Origin of the sequence: Exiguobacterium sp. s181 (assembly GCF_018617125.1) — a bacterium.
Classification (GTDB): domain Bacteria; phylum Bacillota; class Bacilli; order Exiguobacteriales; family Exiguobacteriaceae; genus Exiguobacterium; species Exiguobacterium profundum.
The window spans coordinates 1-15,751 of the sequence record NZ_JACSJM010000001.1 but is presented as its reverse complement, the minus strand read 5'-3'; the positions used below and the strand labels follow the sequence as shown (position 1 = coordinate 15,751).

At 48.3% G+C, this 15,751-nt stretch carries 14 protein-coding genes, 8 tRNA genes and 1 rRNA gene; all 23 read right to left on the bottom strand.

All coding sequences use genetic code 11. The features are described 5' to 3' along the window. Window positions 1-196: 196 nt before the first annotated feature. Window positions 197-2,854 (bottom strand): MMPL family transporter, encoded by a 2,658-nt coding sequence (locus KNO70_RS00115; RefSeq protein WP_214810678.1) that lies wholly within the window; start codon window positions 2,852-2,854, stop codon window positions 197-199. 3 nt (window positions 2,855-2,857) lie between these two features. After that, the gene (locus tag KNO70_RS00110) at window positions 2,858-3,301 is read right to left on the bottom strand and encodes a MarR family winged helix-turn-helix transcriptional regulator (RefSeq protein WP_214685199.1); all 444 of its coding nucleotides are present in this window, start codon (window positions 3,299-3,301) and stop codon (window positions 2,858-2,860) included. An 85-nt stretch (window positions 3,302-3,386) separates the two neighbouring features. Beyond that, window positions 3,387-4,343 (bottom strand): NAD(P)/FAD-dependent oxidoreductase, encoded by a 957-nt coding sequence (locus KNO70_RS00105; protein ID WP_214685197.1) that lies wholly within the window; start codon window positions 4,341-4,343, stop codon window positions 3,387-3,389. A gap of 69 nt (window positions 4,344-4,412) precedes the next feature. Further along, window positions 4,413-5,099: a DUF975 family protein gene (locus KNO70_RS00100; protein WP_214685194.1), complete on the bottom strand. Its 687-nt coding sequence runs from the start codon at window positions 5,097-5,099 to the stop codon at window positions 4,413-4,415. Window positions 5,100-5,182: 83 nt separating this feature from the next. Continuing rightward, the gene (locus KNO70_RS00095; RefSeq protein ID WP_012727632.1) at window positions 5,183-5,401 is read right to left on the bottom strand and encodes a helix-turn-helix domain-containing protein; all 219 of its coding nucleotides are present in this window, start codon (window positions 5,399-5,401) and stop codon (window positions 5,183-5,185) included. 10 nt (window positions 5,402-5,411) lie between these two features. Then, window positions 5,412-5,891 (bottom strand): DUF2975 domain-containing protein, encoded by a 480-nt coding sequence (locus KNO70_RS00090; protein WP_078147856.1) that lies wholly within the window; start codon window positions 5,889-5,891, stop codon window positions 5,412-5,414. A gap of 115 nt (window positions 5,892-6,006) precedes the next feature. Next, entirely contained in the window at window positions 6,007-6,570 is a 564-nt protein-coding gene (locus KNO70_RS00085; protein WP_214810676.1) for a YdhK family protein, read from the bottom strand. Window positions 6,571-6,709: 139 nt separating this feature from the next. After that, window positions 6,710-8,506: a glutamine--fructose-6-phosphate transaminase (isomerizing) gene (gene glmS, locus KNO70_RS00080; protein ID WP_214810674.1), complete on the bottom strand. Its 1,797-nt coding sequence runs from the start codon at window positions 8,504-8,506 to the stop codon at window positions 6,710-6,712. A 358-nt stretch (window positions 8,507-8,864) separates the two neighbouring features. Continuing rightward, window positions 8,865-10,223, bottom strand: coding sequence for a phosphoglucosamine mutase (gene glmM / locus KNO70_RS00075; protein ID WP_078147859.1), 1,359 nt, complete (start codon window positions 10,221-10,223; stop codon window positions 8,865-8,867). A 36-nt stretch (window positions 10,224-10,259) separates the two neighbouring features. Beyond that, complete coding sequence (locus tag KNO70_RS00070) at window positions 10,260-11,540, bottom strand: CdaR family protein (protein WP_214810666.1); 1,281 nt, start codon at window positions 11,538-11,540, stop codon at window positions 10,260-10,262. Beyond that, entirely contained in the window at window positions 11,541-12,401 is an 861-nt protein-coding gene (cdaA, locus tag KNO70_RS00065; protein WP_012727638.1) for a diadenylate cyclase CdaA, read from the bottom strand. A 127-nt stretch (window positions 12,402-12,528) separates the two neighbouring features. After that, the gene (locus KNO70_RS00060; protein WP_214810663.1) at window positions 12,529-13,164 is read right to left on the bottom strand and encodes an RseA family anti-sigma factor; all 636 of its coding nucleotides are present in this window, start codon (window positions 13,162-13,164) and stop codon (window positions 12,529-12,531) included. Beyond that, complete coding sequence (sigW, locus tag KNO70_RS00055; protein ID WP_012727640.1) at window positions 13,161-13,736, bottom strand: RNA polymerase sigma factor SigW; 576 nt, start codon at window positions 13,734-13,736, stop codon at window positions 13,161-13,163. The genes KNO70_RS00060 and sigW overlap by 4 nt, the downstream gene beginning before the upstream one ends. A gap of 130 nt (window positions 13,737-13,866) precedes the next feature. Continuing rightward, window positions 13,867-14,769, bottom strand: coding sequence for an arginase (rocF, locus tag KNO70_RS00050; protein WP_214685188.1), 903 nt, complete (start codon window positions 14,767-14,769; stop codon window positions 13,867-13,869). Between the two features lie 201 nt (window positions 14,770-14,970). Continuing rightward, window positions 14,971-15,046 (bottom strand) — tRNA-Ala (locus tag KNO70_RS00045). Between the two features lie 18 nt (window positions 15,047-15,064). Next, window positions 15,065-15,139: transfer RNA gene (locus KNO70_RS00040), tRNA-Gly, on the bottom strand. Between the two features lie 7 nt (window positions 15,140-15,146). Beyond that, window positions 15,147-15,222 (bottom strand) — tRNA-Lys (locus KNO70_RS00035). A 5-nt stretch (window positions 15,223-15,227) separates the two neighbouring features. Further along, window positions 15,228-15,311: transfer RNA gene (locus KNO70_RS00030), tRNA-Tyr, on the bottom strand. A 6-nt stretch (window positions 15,312-15,317) separates the two neighbouring features. Then, window positions 15,318-15,390, bottom strand: a tRNA-Thr gene (locus KNO70_RS00025). 31 nt (window positions 15,391-15,421) lie between these two features. Continuing rightward, window positions 15,422-15,497 (bottom strand) — tRNA-Val (locus KNO70_RS00020). A gap of 4 nt (window positions 15,498-15,501) precedes the next feature. After that, window positions 15,502-15,576 (bottom strand) — tRNA-Glu (locus tag KNO70_RS00015). Window positions 15,577-15,581: 5 nt separating this feature from the next. Continuing rightward, a tRNA-Asn gene (locus KNO70_RS00010) sits at window positions 15,582-15,656 on the bottom strand. 8 nt (window positions 15,657-15,664) lie between these two features. Continuing rightward, window positions 15,665-15,751 (bottom strand): 5S ribosomal RNA (gene rrf, locus KNO70_RS00005); the annotation flags it as partial.

The following is a 15,751-nucleotide window of genomic DNA, read 5'->3' as shown; positions in this document are numbered from 1 at the left end:
GAGCTCATTTTCTCAAAATGATTTACCATGATTGTTGCGTTCTTTCAATAAAAGTAAGAGTCTATATATATTTCGGCACATGCTGAAAATTTTTAAGTCCATTTCTCGCAGTTTTATTTGTATTGACTCAACAAATAAAAATAGGACAACATATGCCAGCATTCGCTGCACTTGTTGTCCTCTGAATCCCTCACAATTATCTATCTTCAACTTTCCGTTTAAATGGCCACCATACCCCGTCCCCGAAGGAGACCGTGATTGCTGGGATGAGCAGTGGCAACACAATCAATCCGTATAACAACAGTCCGGTGATAACGATCGTCGCAATTTGGACGAGACTGAGTACGCCAGACGGGATCATCGCCCCGAACGTCCCAGCGAGGATGACGGCGGCGGTCATGATGACCGTCCCCATTTTCGTCATCGAATGGACGAGCGCATCGCGCACCGTCATCCCGCTAAGCGACTCCTCCCGGAACCGGTCGAGCAAGAAAATCGAATAGTCGATGCCAAGGGCGATCAACATGACGAACCCGAAGAACGGGACAGCCCAACTGATACCGTCATAGCCGAGACCTTCGACAAAGATAAGCTCCGTGATGGCCGCAGACGTATAATACGTCAATAAGAGCGAACCGATCATATAGAGCGGCATGACCATCGAACGGAACAACACCGTCAAGACGATAAAGAGTGTGACGAGCATGATGGCGACCGTTCGATTGAAATCATTCGTCGATGTTTCATTTAAATCGCTATTGATACTTGAGATCCCGGCATATCCGATGGTCGCATCCGCATACGGTGTTCCCGTCACGGCACGATTCATCGTCTCTTTGATTGTCTCAACGGTATCAATCGCTTCTGGCGAATACGGGTCCATCTCTAAGACGACCTCGAGCTGAGTCGCCATTCCTTCATCGAAGACATATCGTTCGACTGCAGGTGAGAACGCATCTGATGTGAGCGTCCCTTCCGGAAGATACACACCAGTCTCCCGAAGCGCATCTGCTTCACTCAACTGTTGTAAGAACGAAACGGCTTCGCCGAGACCAGACTCAATTTGTCCTAGCCCGTCGTTCGCTTCCGCGACACCTGTCGCCAGTTGCGCTAACCCGCTACCAAGTTCACCGACCTGAGAACCTTGTGCATTTAATGCGGACGCCGCTTCGTTGATTCCTGACTCAATTTGTGTGAGGCCAGCTGATACTTGACCGAGCTGTCCGACTGCGGCCGGGATGTTTTGAGTCGCTGTCAATCCTTGCCCAATGAGACCAAGTTGACCATTCAACTGATTTAGTCCCGCTGCTGCTTCTGCAAGCGGTGCCCCAGCATTGGTTGAACCGCTTGGTAGTTGTCCAACAATCCCGTTCAATCCTTGCTCAATCTCATCCAATCCAGTTTGAACATCCCCGAGACCCGTCTGCGCTTCAGACAAGCCATCGCTGACTTCACCGAGTTGTGTGTCGACATAAAAATCGTCGATGATTTCACCAGTCGGACGTGTGAGCGCACGGACACCATTCACACCTTCAACTTTTTCAAGCTCACTTGCAAACTTTTCGATATAGGGAACTTCTGATTCTGTAATGGCTTGATCTTGTCTCAAAATGACTTGTACCGGAAGGGATTCCCCTTGACCGAACCCTTCTGAGATCAAATTCAGTCCACGAACCGAATCGTAGCCGTCTCCAATCTCATCGACCGTATTGAACGAACGGGCATCGTCATATGTGAATAAGACAGGTACTGTGATCAACCCGACAACTAAAATCGATACGAACGGGCGATTGACCGACAATTGGCTCAAGCTAGCCCAAAGCTTGCTGTCATGATGCTCGCCTGCCTTTTTCGACGGCCAAAACAGTCGCTGTTTGAGCGTCGCCATAAAGAACGGGACGACCGTGAAAAGAATCAGCAGCAACACCGCAATACCGACTGCGACGGCGACCGCTGATTTAAAGATTGGAAAATCAGCAAATCCGATGGCGGCAAAACCGACGAAGACCGCGAGTCCACTGATGAGGACCGTCCGTCCTGCCGTCTTGTACGTATTGACGATGGCGTCTTCGATGGCATGTCCTGCACTGAGTTCTTCTTTATAACGGCTAAGAAGCAGGATACAGTAGTCTGTCCCAATCCCGAACAAGATGGCGACAAGAAAGATCTGCGTGTAGTTCGACACCGGGAACCCGAACCAATCTACGAAGAACGCGACAAAGGATTGACTCAATAGATAAGTGAATCCGACCGCGATGAGCGGGATGAACGGGGTCACGATGGAACGGAAGACGAGAAGGAGTAATCCAAAAATCAACACGACCGTGATGATTTCTGTCTTTTTCAACCCTTCCTGTGCACTTAGATTCACATCATTGTTAATGATTTCTTCCCCGGTGATATATACTGTCTCCTCTTGCGGGAGCACGTTTTCACGGACATCATCAGCAAACGCATTGATTTCTTCCGTCGTACCTTCTACCGTGATGGGGACGAGGACGATGCGTCCGTTTTCTGAGACAAGCTGTGCCTCTGTCTCCTCGTTTTCGAACGGATCGAGAACATCTGTCACGACCGTTTCATTTTGTTTAAGTTCTTCGATGACACGCGCGACATCTGTTCGCTCCGTCTCTCCGATTGATTCAAACTCATAGACGAGGGAGATGGTCTTGTCACTCTTCCCGGCTTCATCTAAAATCGCTTGTGCGCGTTGTGAGTCCATGTCGTCCGCAAGTTGGAAGCTCCCTGCCTCTTCTGCTTGTTCCGTTAAGTTCGGTGCTGCGACAAATAATGCTGCCGTCAATGCGATGAGGGAAATGAAAATTCCCCAGCGCCATTGAATGATTTTATGCATGTGTTATTCCTCCCCGATTCGGAGCAATTGCTTTATTTTTCGGAACGTCCGAACAAACTGCTCGATTTCAATTTCGTCTACTTCTCCATCGATGAGGGATTCCACATATCGATAGACGGCACCGTCCACTTCTTCGACGAGCCGTTTCCCTTCTGGGGTCAATTCAATCAATCGTTCCCGTTGATCTTGTCCTCGTCGACTCGTGACGAGTCCTTTGTCGACCAACTTTTTCAGGCGATTCGAGACCGCACTTTTATGGACACCTTGTTTTTGCGCCAATTGCCCAGCAGGAGTCGGTCCAAACTGATCGAGTAACTTCAACAGTTGGAGCTGTTCACGCGAATACTCGCGCCATACGTTTCCCTCCATCGCTTCGATGACATGTTCCGTCCCATGGAACATCACTTCTTCAAACAACTGCACCGCTTCACGCATCAATGCTTTCATTTTTAGTTTACCCCCTAAACTAGATGGTTATAGTTTATGCCCTAAACTAAATGGCGTCAAATAAAAAGACCGATAAGAGATGCCCTTATCGATCCATGTTCTTTTCGATGGTTTCTGCCACACGTAACCCAGACAGATAGGCACTTTCGAATCGCGTTCGTCCGGATGGATCATCAGCTTCAAGGAAGACATCCCCTGCTAAATAGATGGGATGATGGCTTACTTGATAAAACGGCTCATGCCATACATCTTTCGCTTGCGCGTAACGCCAACGTTTTAACTGCCGTGATTGGATACCGAGGTCTCCGACTTCTTCACGCACTAACCGCTCTATTTCAGCAAGTGTCTCTTCCTCCGGTCGCTCATACCACGCCTCACTCCACGCCTCCTCCATATAGACACTTACGAGTGGTGTCGCAGAGATTCCTTTTTGGCGATTATCGACGATTTTTAATACACCAGGTACCAGTTCTTGATCGAGAATACCGTCTGCTCCAATCTGTACATCACCGGCACATTCAAAAAGACCGACGAACGTCGGCGAATATACGAGACGAAGTAGCGCGGGTTTGATCTGGTCGACCAAACTCCCTAGTAGTTCGAATGACTGTGGAAGCGGTGCCGTCATCACGACTTGATCATAGGAACGCGTCGTCACGTCTGTCTTGACTGTGACGGTTCCGTCTTCTTCCACTTGAACGTTCTCCACTCGTTTATTCAACTGTACGGTCAAATCTTCAGCTAAACGCTTAGCGAGGGCATTCATCCCATTAATCGCGACATAACGTGGATAAGGGTCGGCATACCAGACTTGCACCCAGTTCGCATTCATCCACGACTGTACCTCTCGTTCGAGCTCTTCTCCACGCACCGTGAAATATACCGCTCCATGGTCGGCTCGTCCATCACCGATTCGACGCGTCGCCAAGCGTCCCCCGACGCTTCGACTCTTTTCAACCAATTCGACGTCATGACCTTGACGCGCGAGTTCACGCGCTGCGATGATTCCGCTCAGACCGGCCCCGATGATCCCAATCTTCATTCCGCATTCCCCTTTCTCTTCATGAAGATTGTAGCACGTTCCTTCAATTTACCCTCTGTTTGATATGCTTCAGGCTGGCTTGTTCCATTGTTCGTCGTACGCCCGACGCGAGTCTTCATACATGACAGCGAAACGCGAAACGACGAATGGACGAATGAGAACCGTCGCAATCGATAGGGAGAATGCAGCAAGTAAAACCGAATTGACGACCGTAAATAACGTGAAGCCAATCAAATAAATCGGGATGAACGGCAAAATTAGTTTAAATGCGTCCCACTTCTGACCATGCATCAGCGCGCGTGACTTCGTGATCGATTCTCTGACCGATAATGCTGGCTCATCTCGCAAAATAAAGTACGTGAACGCGTAAGAGAAGAACTTCATGATTCCTGGAACAATGAACAATAGTGTCCAAAGCGTCTGGAAGATGGCTAGTAGGATGACTGCAGTCACATGCTTACCAAATCGTTCTTTCATCGGTCGAAACACGTCACGGAACTGCGCGTCTTGTCCGCGAATGATTGAAAGAATGACCCAGTGATACCCAATGATGATTGGATATAGCATGAAGGATACAACAATTGTACATAAAAGGAATACAATCGCCTGTACTGAATCGGCTTTCGCCCCGTAAAGTGTCGGATCGAGCAATGCGCTAGATTCTAATATAACGGCACAGAGAAACGACCAGATTAACAGTCGACCTCGTTTCCCATTAATTGCTTCGTGTGTCCGTTCTGTCCATGTTTGAACCATTTTCTAGTCTCCCCCTGAATGATTTATTTTATATACGCTATATCGTTCAAATACGTTTCATGTTCACACAAAAAAGCAGAGATTCACTCTGCTCGTTCGTCCGCTCGATATTCTAGTATGTCCCCCGGTTGACAGTCGAGCGCTTCACAAATTGCTTCGAGCGTCGAAAAACGAATCGCTTTCGCTTTTCCATTCTTTAAAATCGACAAGTTCGCCATGGTGATCCCGACCCGTTCCGACAGCTCTGTCACACTCATTTTCCGCTTCGCTAACATCACATCTAGATTCACAATCATCGCCATTTTTCTCACCTCAGACCGTCAAATCGATTTCTTGTTTCATATCGATGGCTCGCTTCAATAATTTCTGTAACAACTCAGCAAAGACGGCAATGACAAATGCGGCGAACACGAAGACGAATCCGATGACTAAAAATCCTGGCGAGTCGTCACGCTCAGCGAACCAATAGAAGAACGGGAGTGTCGCCATATAGATGGCCGTGATGGTCAACGCACAATATTTAATGACACGAAGTGCTTTCACCGACCGATAGGAGAATGCCTCATTCCGATCAATCAATCCAAGTAAGATGAATGACTGTGACAAGGCAACGAAAAAGGGAATCGCTGCTACATACATCCCTCCAATAATCGGTCGCATCGAATTCGCAATCCATCCTCCGCTCTCCACCGCCTCTCGCCAAAGAAACGGTAGTAAAAAGATACAGGCCGCAAGAATCGGGAGCGACAAGACAATCACTGCTAGTTTCAAAAAAATGGTTTCCCGTTTCATCTGCCAAACACCTCATTTAGTTTTATTTTCTTTATCATATGCCACTATTTATCGTTTATCAATAAATATTTATCGAAAAAAATAGACCACGAGATGTACTCGAGGTCTATCACATTCATTTCATTGCTTCTAATTCACTTTCGGTCACCCATTTATGGTTTGTGACCTCTTTCCCGTCTTCGGTCGTGTAATCAACCATGTAAACGGTCGTCTCTTCCGCTGTATCGATTGTCGCTTCTGCGCCGTCCATCCCTTCCATATGGTCGGCGGCCAATACGACCTCATCCCCTTCAGACAAAGGCGCCTCGTCCGGATTATCCAGTTCTTCGTGAATCACCCATTTGTGATCCTCCACCGGGTCACCACCTGTAGTCGGTGTATAGCTGACGGCGTAGACCGTCGTATCATATGCACCGACAATCGTCGCCTCCACGCCTTCCATCCCTGGCATGTGATCCGCTGTCATCATCGCGGTTGATCCGACTGGAAAAGTCGGATCACTGGCTTCCATCAGCCCGTCTGGAACTTCTCCAGACCCGGAGTGATCCATCGCTGAATGGTCCATGCTTTGCTCTTCTGACATCTCCATCGATGTGTCCTCTGCCGTATCCCCACAAGCGGCCAATGATGTCGCGAGAATCATGACACCGAGACCTGTCATCCATTTCTTCTGTTTCATCAAATCTCTCCTTTGTTCATACTCATGTAGATTTTACCCCCTCTTTTGAAGAAACAGACGTTTTTGAGAACATTACGATGATTTGTTAACTCATTGCAACAAAAAAGACCAAAATCCCGAAAGATTTTGGTCTTGGACATTATTCAACCGTTACAGACTTCGCCAAGTTACGTGGCTTGTCGACATCACAGTCGCGAGCGAGTGCTGCATAGTACGAGATGAGTTGAAGTGGAAGAACCGTCACGAGTGGCGTGAGAAGTGGTTCAACACGTGGAAGAACGAATGCGTCGTTCTCATGCTCCATTCCTTCCATTGAAATCGTACATGCGATGGCACCACGCGCCACAACTTCCTTGATGTTTCCACGGATGTTGAGGTGTGTGTTTGGTTGAGACACGAGCGTGATGACCGGTGTCCCGTCTTCAATCAAGGCGATCGGACCGTGTTTGAGTTCCCCACCTGGGTACCCTTCTGCTTGAATATATGAAATCTCTTTCAGCTTCAATGCGCCTTCGAGACCTACATATGAATCCAATCCACGTCCGAGGAAGAATGCGTTACGTGACTCTTTCAAGAACTTATCTGCAAGCTCTTCAAAGATTTCTTTTTGTGCCATGATCGAGTCCATCGTTGTCGCAACGAGTGCAAGTTCTTGCATGAGATCAAACGGGAGTTTCTTCCCGTTCGCACGAGCGATGTCGTATGCGAGAATCGCGAGGACGGCAATCTGTGCCGTGTATGCTTTCGTCGACGCGACCGCAATTTCTGGTCCGGCGTGGAGGAGCATCGTCTCGTTCGCTTCACGTGACAATGTCGATCCTGCCACGTTCGTCAACGTGAGCGCTTTATGGCCCAATTTTTTCACTTCGACGAGGACGGCACGGCTGTCCGCTGTCTCACCTGATTGTGAGATGAAGAGGAAGAGTGGCTTCTCTGTCAAAAGTGGCATGTTGTAACCGAACTCTGATGCGACGTGTACTTCAGTCGGTACACCTGCAACGCGCTCAATCAATTGCTTCCCGACAAGACCAGCGTGGTAACTTGTACCACATGCGACGATATAGACGCGGTCTGCTTCCGAAACGAGTTCACGCACGCCTTCTGCGAGCTCGATGTCGCTGTTCTCGTTCTGGTAGTGCTGGATGATGTTACGGATGACGGCTGGCTGTTCGTCCATCTCTTTCAACATGTAGTGCGCGTACGTGCCCTTCTCGATGTCTGACGCATCGATCTCGGCCGTGTATGGTGCACGCTCGAGTACTTCGCCGTCGAGCGTCTTGATCGTCGCCGACTCACGTGTGAGGATGACGATCTCACCATCGTGGAGCTCGAGGTACTGGTCTGTCACCTGGAGCATCGCCATCGCGTCTGATGCGACGACGTTGAACGTGCCGTCACCAAGTCCGACGAGGAGCGGCGACTTGTTCTTGCCGATATAGAGGCGCTCTTTGTCCTCTGAGTCGATCATCGCAATCGCGTACGAACCGTGGAGGTCCGAAAGCGTCTTACGGAACGCCGCCTCGACATCGCCGAGCTCGACGAAGTGCTTCTCCATGAGCTGGACGATGACTTCTGTGTCCGTCTCTGAAAGGAACGGGACGTCGAGCGTCTTCTTGATGAGCTCGTCGTTCTCGATTACGCCGTTATGGACGAGCGTGAAGCGTCCTGTCGTGCTTTGATGCGGGTGGGCGTTCGGTACGCTCGGTACCCCGTGTGTTGCCCAACGTGTGTGGCCGATTCCAATCGTGCCGTCTACTTCTGCTGGGATGATTTCGCGTAGCGCAGCAATGCGACCGACTTCTTTGTGAACGTTGACATTCTCATGCATCAACGCAAGACCTGCCGAGTCATAACCACGGTACTCGAGTTTTTCGAGACCTTTGAGAAGGACTTCCTTCGCTCCGGTATTCCCAATCATTCCTACAATTCCACACATAAACAAATCTCCTCTATTCTTCGATTTCTCGAAAAAGGAAACGGGCTTTTTCTAAGAGCTGTCAGTACACGCTTCTTTGTCCGTCCGGTCGCCCGGGCGTTTTAAAAGCATGCTTATCGTCGTGACAGGCGACGAGGAGGCATCCGCCGAAATCTCGATAACCTCCAACCTCGTCAACTCCGCAGAGTTCTGGCGCTTGTTCGTACTCTTGTGTCCTTCCGTTTCCAAGGTCACGCTCTTAATAGTACAAATCACACCCCCATTCGTCAAGAAAATCCGCTGTTTTCTCGATGACAAAACGGAAACAAAAAGGGAATCCGATGTGGATTCCCTTGTGTTATTCCCGGTTTCGAAAATTTTATCCGTCTACGCCGTAATCTTCGCGCACGACTTGTGCGATTTTTTCAACGTAACGGTCACACTCTTCCGCTGTCGGGGCTTCCGCCATGACACGAACGAGTGGTTCTGTACCTGATGCACGGACGAGGATCCGACCGTTTCCGGCCATTTCCGCTTCCGCTTCTTGAATCGTTGCCAAGACACGCTCTCCGTTCATCGCATCGTTTTTATTCGTCACACGAATGTTCACGAGCTTTTGCGGATAAACTGGCATCTCTGCCGCTAATTCAGACAGTTTACGCCCTGTCGATTTCACGATTTCTGCCAATTGCACACCAGATAACATACCGTCACCCGTTGTCGAGTGATCGAGGAAAATCAAATGACCTGATTGTTCGCCACCGAGTGTATATTGATGTTTTTTCATTTCTTCAACGACATAGCGGTCACCCACTGCTGTTTGAAGCGCCGTCATGCCCGCTTCTTCAACGGCTTTATGGAAACCGAGGTTACTCATGACCGTCGCGACAATCGTGTTGTCTTTGAGACGCCCTTTTTCACTCAAGTATTTTCCGCAAATATACATGATCTTGTCTCCGTCGACAATTTCACCGTTCTCGTCAATCGCAATCAAACGGTCTCCATCCCCATCAAAGGCAAGGCCCATGTCCGCTCCTTTTTCACGGACGAATTCAGCCAAATGCTCAGGGTGTGTCGACCCGACACCTTCATTGATATTTAAACCGTTTGGCGAGTTTCCGATCGTCGACACGTTTGCTTCTAAGTCTGCAAACAGTCGAGCCGCAAGGCCACTCGTTGCTCCATGTGCACAGTCGAGTGCGATATGAAGACCATCAAAGTCTTCTTCTACCGTTTGTTTCAACATTTGAAGATACTTTTGCGCGCCTTCGTAGTAATCCGATACGAAACCGAGATCTTTACCTGTCGGACGCGGGAGCGTATCTTCCGCAGCATCTAAGATGTCTTCAATTTCTTGCTCGGTCGCATCGTCTAATTTGAAACCATCGCTACCGAAGAATTTGATTCCGTTATCCGCCACAGGGTTATGCGATGCTGAAATCATGACACCTGCCGTCGCGTCGAGCGATTTCGTCAAGTAAGCGACTCCAGGTGTTGAAATGACACCGAGACGCATCACTTCTGCACCGATTGAGAGAAGACCCGCAATCAATGCACCTTCAAGCATATGTCCTGAAATCCGTGTATCACGACCGATCAACACTTTCGGCTGTTCGCCTTCTGGCAAATGTTTCGACAACACGTAGCCACCCGCACGACCTAAACGATATGCTAATTCCGCAGTTAACTCAGAGTTGGCAACACCGCGAACTCCATCTGTTCCAAAATATTTACCCATAAGATTAAATCCTCACTTTTGTATGATTGAACATCTTTATTGAATGGAAGATGTTTCTGTTTCTTCATCGACACTCGTCAATTGAACATCGATTGTCTTTGGCGAGATCACGGTCACGCCTTTTGGTACTTCATAATCTGCATCGACTGCATGTGTTCCGCTCGGCAATCCGGTCAGATCTAACGTCACGTTGACACTGTTTGATGAGATGCTTTCAAGAAGGGAACGTTTGCCCGAGAGCGTCACGCTGACCACTTCTTGCGTTTGAATCGTGTAATTCGTCCGGTCATATCCACGGACATTAATTGGAACGGTCAACCGAATCCGCTCTGTCAATTCACCCGTGTCATCTTTCGTCTCATCATTTGGACGAACGAGCACCTGGACTTCTACTTCTTTTTTACCGAGTGAAGTCGCTCCTTCCGGAAGACGAAGGGTAGCGGTCACTTTTTCCGACTTCGTTAAATCGTCAAGTTCAATCGGTTCTGTCTCCACTTGCTGGAGTTCATCTAGCACCGCTTTTGGTGCAAAGACACGGACTTCCGTCTCACCTAGCAACGTATCAACTAAGCGGAAATCGTCTGCCACCTCTCCGCTCATGACGACCTCGATTGGAATCATCGCGCTCTCATCATAAATCGGTACGGTGACATTGATGATATTCGGATCGACTGACACGTTCAACGGATTTCCATTCGCATCTAAAATGGTCGGTGGAATTTCTCGTGTGAACGTCTGACTTTGATTGGCAACATCCACATTCAACGTGATTTCTTTGACGTTTTGAATCCGACTCGCACCACCTGTGACTTTTACAGTCGACGGTTCGATTTCGACATCGCCCGCGACTTTTCCGTCCGGTAATTGATCTTTGTTCAACAGATTCACGGACACAGGGACTTCAATCGTTTGTTTCCGATCGATATAGATTTCGACAGTCTCTCGATCTAGTTTGACATTGACGTCTCCGCCGAATCCACGCGCTTCGACCGGGACACGATGGAATCCGGTGCCAAGATTGGTCAAATCGACGAACACCTGATAATCTTTCACCAATTTCGTCATCGTTAAACTACTAGATGGCCCTTGAAGCTCGACACCCATCTCTTCCGGAACATTATATGCGACATACTGGACCTCATCAAAAAACACTTCGACCGGCACATCGAGCGTCATGGAACTTTGTCCGACGATTGGCAATGCGCTAGATGCGTTATTCGAAGAACTGGTCTCAGCGACCATTAAGTATAGAAGGACGGCTAAAGCAAGTGCGATGAAGCGGAGAAACCACTTATGTTGTAACCACTGATCAATCACTTACTTATCCCCTCCTTTTTTGCCGAAGAACGAGAGGGTCGCCTCTTTTTCTTCGATGACGAGTTCTTGAATTAATTTATTGCGAAGCGCTTCTTCGTCTAGTTCCCGATACAAGCGGCCCGCGATTGCAAGTGAGACTGCTCCCGTTTCTTCTGAGACGGTAAGAGTGACGCTATCCGTCACTTCACTGACCCCGATGGCTGCTCGGTGACGCGTCCCGAGGGCTTTATCGATGTGCGGGCTTTCCGAAAGCGGTAAATAGCAAGCTGCCGCCGCAATTTTCCCGTCCTGAATAATCATCGCGCCATCATGAAGCGGCGTATTCGGAATGAATAAGTTAATAATCAACTGGGATGTGATATGCGAGTCCATACGAATGCCGGTCTCCACATACTCGTTTAATCCCGTATCGCGTTCAATCGCAATCAATGCACCGATTCGCCGTTTTGACATGTACTGTGCGGAACTGACGATGGCTTCAATCATTTGTCGTTGTTGCTCCTCATCACTTGTTCCCGTACGACTGAATAAGTTACTCGTTCGTCCGAGATGTTCAAGACCACGTCTCAACTCTGGCTGAAAAATGATGATAATTCCGAGGAGACCGTACGTGATCACCTGATTTAGCAAGAACTGGAGCGTCTTCAATCCGAAGAAACCGCTCAAGAACCAACTGACTAGAATGATGGAAATCCCTTTAATTAATTGTACTGCTTTTGTCCCACGCACAATCATCATCAACTTGTAAATGACATACGTGACGACGACGATATCTAAAACATCATTCAAATAATCGTACCAATGTACGTTTTCTGAAAGATTTAAAAATGAGAAAAATGATACTTGTTCAAGTAGCGGCAAATGCTCCCCTCCTCAACTACCTAGCTAAATCGTGCAAATTCCATTATATCATCATTTCAATAGATACGCATTGCGTCACGTCAAAACGAAACCAGATTGAAACGAAAAAAAGACGCCGGAAGCGTCTTTAGAAAAGTTGTTTCATCGAGTACCAAATCCATTCGAACATCTGATCGATCTGTTCGAGTTCACCTGTCACTTGACCGGCACTTGCTAAATAGGCACGACCATTGACGGCTGTCGCGTTTCCATTGACGGTACCTTCAATCCGTAAATCGCCACCTTGGACCGTGATGTCTTTTTCAACCGTGACACCGGCCGGGACAATGACTTCATTCTCAGATACGACCACACCTGGTACTTTTGTATAGGTCATCGTCTCTGAAGCGCTGCTCCATAGTCCGAGTGTCGCACTAGACATCAAACTAAAGAACAGTACGGCCGCAATCAAACCTGGGTGCCGTTGCAACCATAGCATTTGTTTCGAGTGCGGTTTGCGTTCTTTTCGAACCGGTTTTGATAACGGTACGACAGAATCAGGTGCTGTCTGTGCAGGAGTTTCAGGTAAAGCGGCCATCACTCGAGCCGTAAAATCTGCTGATATTTTTGGACGAGGCAATGCTTTCAGTTCTGCGTCGATTCGTTCATATTGTAGATACGATTCATATAATTCATCGTCCTCTAACAATTGACGCAATTCGTCAGATTCTTCGGGCAAAACGCCATCTTCCAAATATTGTTGTACTTTTTCTTCAGGAGTCAATTGAACCCCTCCCTATTTTGAAAGATTGTTTTTAACATTTCTCTTCCCCGGAAGATCCTTGTCTTAACCGTTGCGACCGGCATGTCGATCATCACGCTGATTTCTTTAAGCGACAAATCATCCACATATTTTAATAATAACGGAATGCGATATTTGTCTGGAAGTTGCTTGATTGCCTCATGCATTTCACTTCGAATTTCGCGATGAACCACTTGGGCATCGGGTTGGGGCGCTTCATCAGCTAAGTGGTCTTGATAAGTCAAACCGTCTGTACCCGCAATTTCGGCATCCATCGAATATTCCGGCTTCCGCTTCCTCAATCGATCGATGGCAACGTTTGTCGTGATTCGATAGAGCCATGTTTTGAACTTATATTGCGCGTCATACGTATCGATTCGTGTATAGGCACGAATGAACGCCTCTTGGGCAGCGTCCTCTGCTTCGCCGCGATCATACAAAATTTTATAGGCGATTGCAAAGACGCCATCCTTGTATAGTTCTACCAGTTCGGCAAACGAATCGTGATTCCCCGCCCTCAATTCATCAACCAAACGGGTGGTCAGCCGTTCCATCAATCCACTTCCCCTCTCCGCTACACATGCGGTCATCTCTATATACGTCTTGATATTGAAATGGTTTCAAAAAAATCAAAAAAAGTTTCCATCCCCATTGTAGCAAACGGGTTTGGAAACTGTAAGGAAATCAGACGGTTTCGCCTTCCAATAACAGGTTTTCTTTAGATTTTATAATCGTTTCACATAAGCGATAGGCCAACTGAGCCGTCACGTCATCCCGGTCTAATGCCGGATTTAACTCGACGAGCTCTACTGCGATCAAGTCTTCTGCTTGCATCGCTTCTTTTAAAATCGCTTTGGCTTCGACTTCTGTTAAACCGCCGTCAACCGGTGTACCTGTTCCAGGAACGAGGGATGCATCGAGACTATCCATATCGAAACTGATATAAAAACGGTCTACTCGTTCACGAAGATAACTTAATGACTCTTTCATGATGACATCCACGCCACGCGTACGTACTTCTTCTACTGTAATGACTTTGATGCCGAGTCGATTGATTTCATTCATTTCTCCTTCATCGATATCACGCAGGGCAATATAAACTAAATGCTCTGGTGATAGCTTCGGATCACGTCCGCCCACTTCTGTCAGACGCACGTCGCCCATCCCCATCGCTGCCGCAAGTGGCATTCCGTGAATATTCCCCGATGGTGATGTTTCGCCTGTATTCAAGTCAGCGTGAGCATCCACCCAAATGACTCCATAAGGACCTGTTTGAGCCAATCCAGCAAGAGTACCGATTGCCATACTATGATCGCCCCCAACGATCAAAGGGAATCGATTTTCTGAAATCTCACGATGTACGACTTCTGCTAATTCCGTGACGGTATGCAGGACACCATCGACCCGTTTTAAATGTTCTTCATTTTCTCGAATTTCAGATTCCGGCAAGACACGAATCGTATGTTTGACCGTTCCTGTTGGAAGGAGTTGTTGCATCCCCATTTCATTTAACTTTGTCGGTCCTTGATCGACCCCTAATTTCCCCTGACCGTAACGCAGCGGCACGTGAATATATGACCATTGCATCGCCATTCCCCCTTTATACGCTTGATAGTTAAATTGTAAACGCCATCATTTGTTTGGTTCAACTCGGCAGAATGATGAATAAACATGCAAAAAGGCAGCCTGAATGGTGGCAGGCTGCCTTTCTCTGTACTCTCAATTGAATGGTTCATGGTTTTAGGCAAAAAAAAACTTAAGTCATCACTAACTTAAGAAAAAAACATATGGTGGAGCCTAGCGGGATCGAACCGCTGACCTCCTGCGTGCAAGGCAGGCGCTCTCCCAGCTGAGCTAAGGCCCCGAAACAGGGATAAGAATATGGAGCGGAAGACGGGATTCGAACCCGCGACCCCGACCTTGGCAAGGTCGTATTCTACCACTGAACTACTTCCGCAAAAAAATGGTGAGCCATGCAGGGCTCGAACCTGCGACCCTCTGATTAAAAGTCAGATGCTCTACCAACTGAGCTAATGGCTCAAACCTGGTGGGGGGGGGCGGATTCGAACCGCCGAACCCGAAGGAGCGGATTTACAGTCCGCCGCGTTTAGCCACTTCGCTACCCCCCCGAGGAGTGCCGGCGAAAGGATTCGAACCCTCGACCCTCTGATTACAAGTCAGATGCTCTACCAACTGAGCTACACCGGCATATATATAGGTTTGATGTAATAAATAAAGATGGTGGAGGATGACGGGATCGAACCGCCGACCCCCTGCTTGTAAGGCAGGTGCTCTCCCAGCTGAGCTAATCCTCCATATTGGTGACCCGTACGGGATTCGAACCCGTGTTACCGCCGTGAAAGGGCGGTGTCTTAACCGCTTGACCAACGGGCCTAAATTGGCTCCGCAAGTAGGATTTGAACCTACGACCTACCGGTTAACAGCCGGTTGCTCTACCACTGAGCTATTGCGGAACGATCTTGCCTGGCAACGTCCTATCCTCACAGGGGGAGATCCCCCAACTACTTTCGGCGCTGAGACGCTTAACTTCCGTGTTCGGCATGGGAAC